Source organism: Chelatococcus reniformis (assembly GCF_014640075.1).
In the GTDB taxonomy this organism is placed as follows: Bacteria; Pseudomonadota; Alphaproteobacteria; order Rhizobiales; family Beijerinckiaceae; genus Camelimonas; species Camelimonas reniformis.
In genome coordinates this window covers 70,506-78,569 of the sequence record NZ_BMGG01000013.1, presented here as the reverse complement: position 1 = coordinate 78,569, position 8,064 = coordinate 70,506, and the positions used below count along the sequence as shown (strand labels likewise).

The window sequence follows — 8,064 nt, the reverse complement described above, 5'->3', positions numbered from 1 at the left end:
TTGCCGGCCGAGTCGACGCCAACCGCGATGTCGGCCGACTGGGCGTGCAGATGAACTTCCACATGGGCCCGATCCCAGTGGAAACCGTCCTGCTCGTAGCCGATATCCTTGATGGCGAGCCGCGTCAGATGCGAGATGTAGTCGTTCGTCAAAGTGGACGGGCCGCGCACCTCCCCGGCGATCACGACGCGGTTGGTGGTCGCCAGCGTCTCGCACGCCACCCGCGCCTCGGGGTCGGCGCCGATGAACGCATCCACGACGGTATCGGAAATCCGATCGCAAACCTTGTCCGGATGTCCTTCGGACACGGACTCGCTCGTGAAAAGATAGTCGGCGCGGGACACAGGGATACCTCCAGCTGAGCGAGATGCCCTTGCTGCCTATGGCAGACGCGCCAAGAGGTCAAGGTTTCCGTTCGTTTTGCCGAACGAAACGGCCTATTCCCGCTCTGCCACCAATGCCTCGACCAGCGCCACGATCCGGCGCCGGACCTTGGGGTCGGCGATGCGGACGAAGGCCCTGTTGAGCTGCAGGCCCTCGGAGGTGGACAGGAAATCGACCACATACTCGGCCCCGGGCGCCTCGGCGAAGCCGTTTTCGGTTCCGGTGCTCTGCGGGGCAGCCCCCTCATAGAAGAAGGAGACGGGCACGCCCAGCACCACCGACATCTGGTGGAGGCGGCTCGCCCCGATCCGGTTGGTGCCCTTTTCGTACTTCTGCACCTGCTGGAAGGTGACGCCCAAGGCGTCTCCAAGCTTTTCTTGGCTCATCCCCACCAGCATCCGGCGCATCCGAACGCGACTGCCGACATGCTGGTCGATGGGATTGCGGACTCTGCTCAAATTCCGTCTCCGTGCGCGCCGCTTACAATTTCTTGCTCAGCGTTCTGCATAGCTTCCCGCCTATCTGAAACCGTCCGCGAGAGAAAGCAACATGCTATCAGGATGGCAAATAAGAGATCGCGGTGCAGGGAATACGGAGTGGGTACAATCACTGAGGGTAGTGCCGCATCCAAAACACCCTCCTTACCTAAGGGCAGGGAAGCAACCATACGTCCATACGGATCGACGACGGCGGAGATGCCGGTGTTCGCCGCCCGCACGAGCGGGAGGCCCTCCTCGATGGCGCGCAGGCGTGCCTGGGAGAAGTGCTGATAGGGGCCGGGGGTGTCGCCGAACCAAGCGTCGTTGGTGACGTTCAACAGCAATCCGGGGCGGACGTCGCCGGCTGGCACGACGGCGCCCGGGAAGATCGCCTCGTAGCAGATCAGCGGCGCGACCGGCGGGAGCCCGGGCGCATGCAGCAATTCGTGCACGGAGCCAGCGGAAAATCCGCCCGGAACATGGACGAATTGCCGCAGCCCCAGGCCCTGCAATACATCTCCAAGTGGTAAGTACTCTCCGAACGGAACGAGATGCACCTTGTCGTAGGTACCCGTGATCCCGCCGTCATCGGCGACAATTTGTAGCGCATTAAAGAAGCGGGTGGTGATCTCGCCCGGCAGGCGGGGGGCCGAACGGGCGGCGCCGGTGAGGAGAATCACCCCCGGCGGCAGCAGCGCGGCGATCTGAGCCCGGGCCTCGTCGTTGCGCGCCAGGATGAACGGGAAGGCCGATTCCGGCCAGATCAGGTGGGTGACGCCCGAGGCGCCCGAGGACAGAGCCCGGTCCGGCCCGTCGCTCAGCGCCAGGTAGTGGCGCATGATCGGCTCGCGATTGTCGTAGGAGAACCGGCGCGCATCCTGCGCCAGGTTGGGCTGCATGATGCGCAGCTTGACGCCGGGGACGGTGGCCACCGGCCCGACCGGAAGGCGCAGCGCCCCATAGGCGGCGAGCGCGGCGAGCAGCAGGCCGGCCGCGGCGGGCGGCAGCCACACCGCCTTGAGCCCCGCCGCGTCGCCGGTGGTGGCGGGCGCGGCGCCCAGCGCCACGGCGATCACGCTCAGCCCGTAGAGCCCAACCACCGATGCGAACTGAGCGAGCAGCACATGCTCGCCGAGCGCCATGCCGAACGCATTCCAGGGAAAGCCCGTCAGCACGTGGCCGCGGACGTAGTCGCCCAGGCCGAGCGCCGCGGCGAACACCAGCACCCGCGCCGGGCCCGCCGACCAGAGCAGCCGGGCGGCCACGAACGAGGCTGCGGTGAACAGCGCCAGGCCCGCCGGCAGGCCGACGACGCCGAGTGGCAGTGCCCAGGCGAACTCGTCGTTGTCGACCAGGAAGGCGGCACCGAGCCACCACAGCCCGGCGACGAAAAAGCCGAAGCCGAAGCACCAGCCGATGACGGCGGCGGCCTTGAGGCCCACGCGCAGGGGAGGGGCCTTCACCCGCGTGCCGTCGAGCAGCCACACCGCGCCGGTCATGGCGACAACGAGGGCGGGGAGGACGCCGTAAGGGGCCATGGCCAGGGCGGCGAGCGCGCCCAGCGCCACCGCCACCGCCGCGCGAGACCAGCCACGCAGTCCGCGCGTACGATCCGCCAGGGCGACGAGCGTCACCGCGAATGGCCCTGGGCCGGTCGCTGTTGAGCCAGGTTCGGGGGCTGGGCTGGGCCTTCGATCGCGGGTTGCTGCTGGGCTTCGGCAGGCGGGGGCTCGGCGGGGGCGGGGCCCGCCGCAGGCGGCTCGGGCCCCCGGACCACGGCTGCCGCGGCCGCCTCGGCGCTGTCGGAGTGAGGCTCGGGCGCGGGGCCGCCCTCCTCCGGCCGCTCGCGGCGCGCCGGGCGGCGGCGCGGCAACCCCGGATCGGTCGGCTGGCGCTTGTGGATGCGCACCCGCTTCAGCCGCCGGGGGTCGGCGTCGAGCACCTCGAACTCGATGTTGTCCCGGCCCGGAATCAACTCGCCCCGGGTGGGCACGCGGCCGGCGAGCAGCACGATCAGGCCGCCGACCGTATCGATCTCGTCGGCGGTCTCCTCGGTCGCCAGCTCGACGCCCAGGGCGCGCGACACCTCCTCCAGGTCCGCCCGGGCGTTGGCGACGAAGCTGCCGTCCTCGCTCTGCGCAATCATCGGCCCCTGCTCGAGGTCGTGCTCGTCCTCGATGTCGCCGACGATCAGCTCGACCACGTCTTCCATGGACACCAGCCCGTCGGTGCCGCCGTATTCGTCGATGACCAGGGCCATGTGGGTGCGGCTCGCCTGCATGCGCACCAAGAGGTCGAGCGCCGGCATCGACGGCGGCACGAACAGCACGGGCCGCAGGATGTTGGCGTCCGACAGCGGCAGCGAGAGATCGATGCCGGCGAGGGTCGGCAGGTACTTGGCCGGCCGGCCGGTGCGGCGGATCGGGCCGGCCTCGGCCCGTCCGGCCAGGAAGTCGAGGAAATCGCGGATGTGCACCATGCCGCGCGGGTCGTCGAGGGTCTCGCCGTAGACCGGCAGCCGCGAGTGACCGGCGGTGCGGAAGACGTTGAGCACCTCGCCCAGGCCCGCCTGCTCGTGCACGGCGATGATGTCGGCGCGCGGCACCATGGCGTCATAGACGCGCCGCTCGTGCAGCGACAGGACGTTGCGCAGCAGGGTGCGCTCCTTGGCCGTGAACTCGGCCGTCGGCGCACTGTGCGCCAGCGCGTCCTCCAGGTCGTGGCGGATCGAGCCGCCGTTGCGATTCTTGACGATGGAGAGCAGGCGCTCGAACCAGCGCACACCGTCGCCCGACCCGTTGGAGTCGGCTGGCCCTGCGGTGCGCGGACTTCGATCCTCGTTCATTGTGCTAGCGGGCTGCGGCCGCCTCCGTCGCCATGTCCGACGCGTCCCCGTACGGGTCCGGAATGCCGAAGTCCGCCAGAATGGCGGTCTCCCTGCCTTCCATGACGGCCGCGTCGCCCGCCGTCTCGTGATCGTAGCCCATGAGATGCAGAACCCCGTGCACGACGAGGTGCGTCAGGTGGTGGGCCAGCGGCTTGCCTTCTGCCGCCGCTTCCCGTTGCAGGGTTTCAAAGGCCAGCGCCAGGTCGCCGCAATGAGCGGCGTCGGCGAGCGCCCCGGGCGCCGCGGCCGGGAACGACAGCACGTTCGTCGGCTTGTCGAGGCCGCGCCAATCCCGGTTCAGGGTGCGCAGCGTCGCGTCGTCCGCAAGCAGGACGCTGAGCTCCGCGTCGGCCGCCACCGGGACCGCCCCGGCGGCGATGGCGGCCAGGGCGGCGCGCTCCACGAGCGCGTCGACGTCGGCAAGCTCGGCCCAAAGCGGGCTTTCGTGAACGATGTCGACGCTCGGGCTCACGGTCGGGTCCCTTGCGGCGTCGGCGCCGCCGCCGTCTCGTAGGCGTGCACGATGCGCCGAACCAGGTCGTGGCGCACCACGTCCCCCTCGCGGAAGACGACGTGACCGATGCCCTCGACGCCCTTGAGGATCGACACCGCCTGCACCAGGCCCGACTGCTGGCCCGGAGGCAGGTCGATCTGCGAGGGATCGCCGGTGACGATCATGCGCGAGCCTTCGCCCAGGCGCGTCAGGAACATCTTCATCTGCATGGTGGTGCAGTTCTGCGCCTCATCGAGCAGGACCGCCGCCTTGGTGAGCGTGCGGCCACGCATGAAGGCCAAGGGCGCGATCTCGATCATGCCCGTGGACAGCCCCCGCTCGACGTGGCGGGCCTCCATGAAATCATAGAGCGCATCGTAGACCGGACGCAGGTACGGGTCGACCTTGTCGCGCAGGTCGCCCGGCAGAAATCCGAGGCGCTCGCCCGCCTCCACCGCCGGCCGTGACAGCACGAGGCGCTCGACGATGCCCTGCTCGAGCAGTGCCACCGCGTGGCCGACCGCCAGCCAGGTCTTGCCGGTGCCGGCCGGGCCCTCGGCGATCACCAGCTCGTGGCGCTGCAGGATGCGGATGTAGCTGTCCTGGGCCACGTTGCGCGCCCGCACGCCGCCGCGCTTGCGCGTGACGATCTGCTCGAAGCTCGGCAGGCGGTCGGGCTTGGCCTCGGCCGGAAACAGGTTGCCCTGAAGCGCGATTTCCTGGATCGCCCCGTCGATATCGCCGAGCGAGATGGTGCTGCCCGAGCGCACGCGGTCGTACAACGTCTCGACCACCCGGCGGGCCTTGTCGGTCGCGTCGACGGGCCCCTTGATGACGACATGGTTGCCGTTGGCATTGGCCATGACGCCCAGCCGTCGCTCGATGTGAGCGAGGTTCTGGTCGTAGTGGCCGAAGACGATGCTGGCGAGGCCGTTGTCGTCCAGGCTGAGCATCACCTCGGTGTCGTCGGAAGCGTGTGAAAGGGAGATCGAAGGGCGTCCCCGGACCGGACGCGGCACGCGTGTGTCTCCTCTCAACCGGGCTTCCTCCTCATGCGGCATCGGCGCTCCTGTGGGGCGATTCGACGACGGGCGCACGACGGTCGCCGTCGCGGACACCGGCCTGGCGTCCGAGCAGGCTGCCCGGTTGGGCCGCGACGATGGCGAGGGGCACGATGTCGCCGACCGCTGCCGTGCCGCCCTCGAAGTGCACGCCTTGCAGATAGGGTGACTTGCCGGCCAACTGACCGGGCTGCCGGCCGGCCCGTTCCACCAGCACGTCGAGCGTGCGCCCGACCATGGTGCGATTGAAGGCCTCGCGGTCGCGCTCCAGGCGCGCCTGCAGCTCGGCCAGACGTGCCGCCTTGACCGCCTCGGGCACCTGCTCGCCCAGATCAGCCGCGGGCGTGCCCGGCCGGATGCTGTACTTGAAGGAGTAGGCGGAGGCGAAGCGGACGTCGTCGACGAGGCGAAGTGTCTCGGCGAAATCCGCGTCGCTCTCGCCGGGGAAGCCGACGATGAAGTCGGACGACAGCGCGATGTCCGGCCGCGCCGCCCGGATGCGATCGATCAGCCGGCGGTAGCCGTCCGCCGTGTGGCGACGGTTCATGGCGGCGAGGATGTGGTCCGCTCCCGCCTGCACGGGCAGGTGCAGGTAGGGCATCAGCGCCGGCAGCTCGCCGTGGGCGGCGATCAGCTCGTCGTCCATGTCGCGGGGATGGCTGGTGGTGTAACGCAGGCGGGCAACGCCCTCGATCCGCGCCAGCCGGCCGAGCAGGCGCCCGAGCGTCCACACGCGCCCGTCCGGCCCGACACCGTGATAGGCGTTGACGTTCTGCCCGAGCAGCGTGAATTCGCGCACTCCCGCATCGGCCAGCCGCTCGGCCTCGGCGACGATGGCGGCGACCGGGCGGGACACCTCGGCCCCCCGGGTGTAGGGCACGACACAGAAGGTGCAGAACTTGTCGCAGCCCTCCTGGACGGTGAGGAAGGCGCTGACGCCGCGGCCGCGGATGGCGGCGCGCTCGCGCGCCGGCAAGTGCTGGAACTTGTCGTCCAGCGGAAAGTCCGTATCGAGCGCCGGGCGGGCCGGGCCGGCCGCCGCCAGCAGCTGCGGCAGCCGGTGATAGCTCTGCGGGCCGACGACCACGTCGACCACGGGCGCGCGCCGGACGATCTCGGCGCCCTCCGCCTGGGCGACGCAACCGGCGACGACGACGCGCGTGTCACGGCCGGCGCTGGCGCGCTCGCTCTTCAGCTCACGGACCCGGCCGAGCTCCGAATAGACCTTCTCGACGGCCTTCTCGCGGATGTGGCAGGTGTTGAGGACGACCAGATCGGCATCCTCGATCCGCGCCGTCTCGACATAGCCTTCCTTGGCCAGCACGTCCGCCATGCGCTCGGCATCGTAGACGTTCATCTGGCAACCGTAGGATTTAACGTGAACCTTCTTCACGCGCAGCAATCGACCTCGGTTGGGGACGCCGTTGCGTCCAACATCATGTGCTCCCGGCGGCTGAAACGGGCGGCGCAGGTTCCCTCAAGCCGTAGCGCCGTTGCCGGCAATAGGGAAGCGCCAATTCCACCTCGCCGCGGGATCCTTCGGCACCCCTTCATGGCTTGCCCACGCGCAGTCCGCGCAGGGCCGCGCGGCAGGCGTCGCGCACCTCCAGCTCGGCCGAGCGCGTCGCCGCCTTGCGGTCCACGGCCGCTGTGAAGGCGATCGGCGCGCCGAACCCCACCACCACGTCGAATGGGGCGCCCCGCAACACCCCCATGAGATGGGGCGCAAGATCCATATCGCCATACCAGGCGATGGCGGCGCGCTCGTAGCGCCCCAGCGGCAGGCCGTTGCGGGCGACGTAGGCGATGCTCATCGGCTGCAGAAGGATGGGCGCGCCGTCCTGGCCGGCGATGCTGTCGCGGGCCGCTCCCACCAGCGCCGAGCGGAAGGGCAGCACGCGCACCCCGTCGCCGGTGGTGCCCTCGCCGAACAGCACCATCGCCTCCCCCGCCGCCAGGCGCGCCGCGATGGCCGAGTTGACGTCGGCGGTGGCGCTGCGCTTGGCGCGATCGACGAACACCGAGCGCTGCAGCTTGGCGAACAGGCCGAACAACGGCCAGCCCGCCACCTCCGCCTTGGCGATGAACGACACCGGCATGATGCTGGAGACGACGGTGATGTCGGCCCAGGAGACGTGGTTCGACACGATCAGCGTCGGCTGCCCGTGCGGCGGCTCCCCCTGCACGATGACGCGGAAGCCCAGGATGGCGCAGACGAGGCGATGGAAGACCACCGGCAGGCCACGGACGACACGCGTCAGGCCGAGCTTCAGCGCCGCCCATTGCAACGGAATGCCGATGGCGCTGATCAGCGTGAGGGCGGCGATCTTCAGATAGACGCGGAGGGGCTGCACGGCGCGTCAGTGCGCCCCGTCGTCGACCGGCTGGTCGTCGTCGAGCGGCACGGCGAACAGGTCGAGCCGGTGGTGCACCAGGCGGTAGCCGAGCTGCTTGGCGATCTCCGCCTGAAGCCGCTCGATCTCCCCCGACTGGAATTCGATCACCTCGCCCGTGCGGATATTGATGAGGTGGTCGTGATGGGCGCGCGCGGCCCGCTCGTAGCGGGCGCGGCCGCCGCCGAACTCGTGGCGGGCAATGATGCCCTGGTCCTCCAGCAGCTTGACGGTGCGGTAGACGGTGGACAGCGAGATGCGTTCGTCGAGGACGGCGGCGCGCCGGTGCAGTTCCTCCACGTCCGGATGGTCGGCCGCCTCGCCGAGCACCCGGGCGATGGTCCGCCGCTGGCCGGTCATGCGCAGG

Annotated in this window: 9 protein-coding genes; all 9 read right to left on the bottom strand. The window is 69.9% G+C overall.

All coding sequences use genetic code 11. The features are described from left to right. On the bottom strand, window positions 1-344 hold a 344-nt coding region (locus IEW34_RS29040; RefSeq protein WP_280516348.1), incomplete at its 3' end, for an S-adenosylmethionine synthetase N-terminal domain-containing protein. Between the two features lie 93 nt (window positions 345-437). Then, window positions 438-842 (bottom strand): helix-turn-helix domain-containing protein, encoded by a 405-nt coding sequence (locus tag IEW34_RS29035; RefSeq protein ID WP_280516347.1) that lies wholly within the window; start codon window positions 840-842, stop codon window positions 438-440. Then, window positions 839-2,497 carry an apolipoprotein N-acyltransferase gene (lnt, locus tag IEW34_RS29030; RefSeq protein WP_244642294.1) on the bottom strand — a complete coding sequence of 553 codons (1,659 nt, stop codon included), beginning with the start codon at window positions 2,495-2,497 and terminating at the stop codon, window positions 839-841. The genes IEW34_RS29035 and lnt overlap by 4 nt, the downstream gene beginning before the upstream one ends. Next, window positions 2,494-3,708 carry a hemolysin family protein gene (locus IEW34_RS29025; RefSeq protein ID WP_188612745.1) on the bottom strand — a complete coding sequence of 405 codons (1,215 nt, stop codon included), beginning with the start codon at window positions 3,706-3,708 and terminating at the stop codon, window positions 2,494-2,496. Before IEW34_RS29025 ends, lnt begins: the two co-directional genes overlap by 4 nt. Before the next feature lie 4 nt (window positions 3,709-3,712). Then, entirely contained in the window at window positions 3,713-4,222 is a 510-nt protein-coding gene (gene ybeY / locus IEW34_RS29020) for an rRNA maturation RNase YbeY (protein ID WP_188612744.1), read from the bottom strand. Then, window positions 4,219-5,304, bottom strand: a complete 1,086-nt coding sequence (locus IEW34_RS29015; protein WP_188612743.1) for a PhoH family protein — start codon at window positions 5,302-5,304, stop codon at window positions 4,219-4,221. Before IEW34_RS29015 ends, ybeY begins: the two co-directional genes overlap by 4 nt. Next, the gene (miaB, locus tag IEW34_RS29010; protein WP_188612742.1) at window positions 5,294-6,697 is read right to left on the bottom strand and encodes a tRNA (N6-isopentenyl adenosine(37)-C2)-methylthiotransferase MiaB; all 1,404 of its coding nucleotides are present in this window, start codon (window positions 6,695-6,697) and stop codon (window positions 5,294-5,296) included. The genes IEW34_RS29015 and miaB overlap by 11 nt, the downstream gene beginning before the upstream one ends. A 157-nt stretch (window positions 6,698-6,854) precedes the next feature. Next, window positions 6,855-7,658, bottom strand: coding sequence for a lyso-ornithine lipid O-acyltransferase (olsA, locus tag IEW34_RS29005; protein WP_188612741.1), 804 nt, complete (start codon window positions 7,656-7,658; stop codon window positions 6,855-6,857). Between the two features lie 6 nt (window positions 7,659-7,664). Further along, entirely contained in the window at window positions 7,665-8,057 is a 393-nt protein-coding gene (locus IEW34_RS29000; RefSeq protein ID WP_188612753.1) for a Fur family transcriptional regulator, read from the bottom strand. Window positions 8,058-8,064 lie beyond the last annotated feature (7 nt).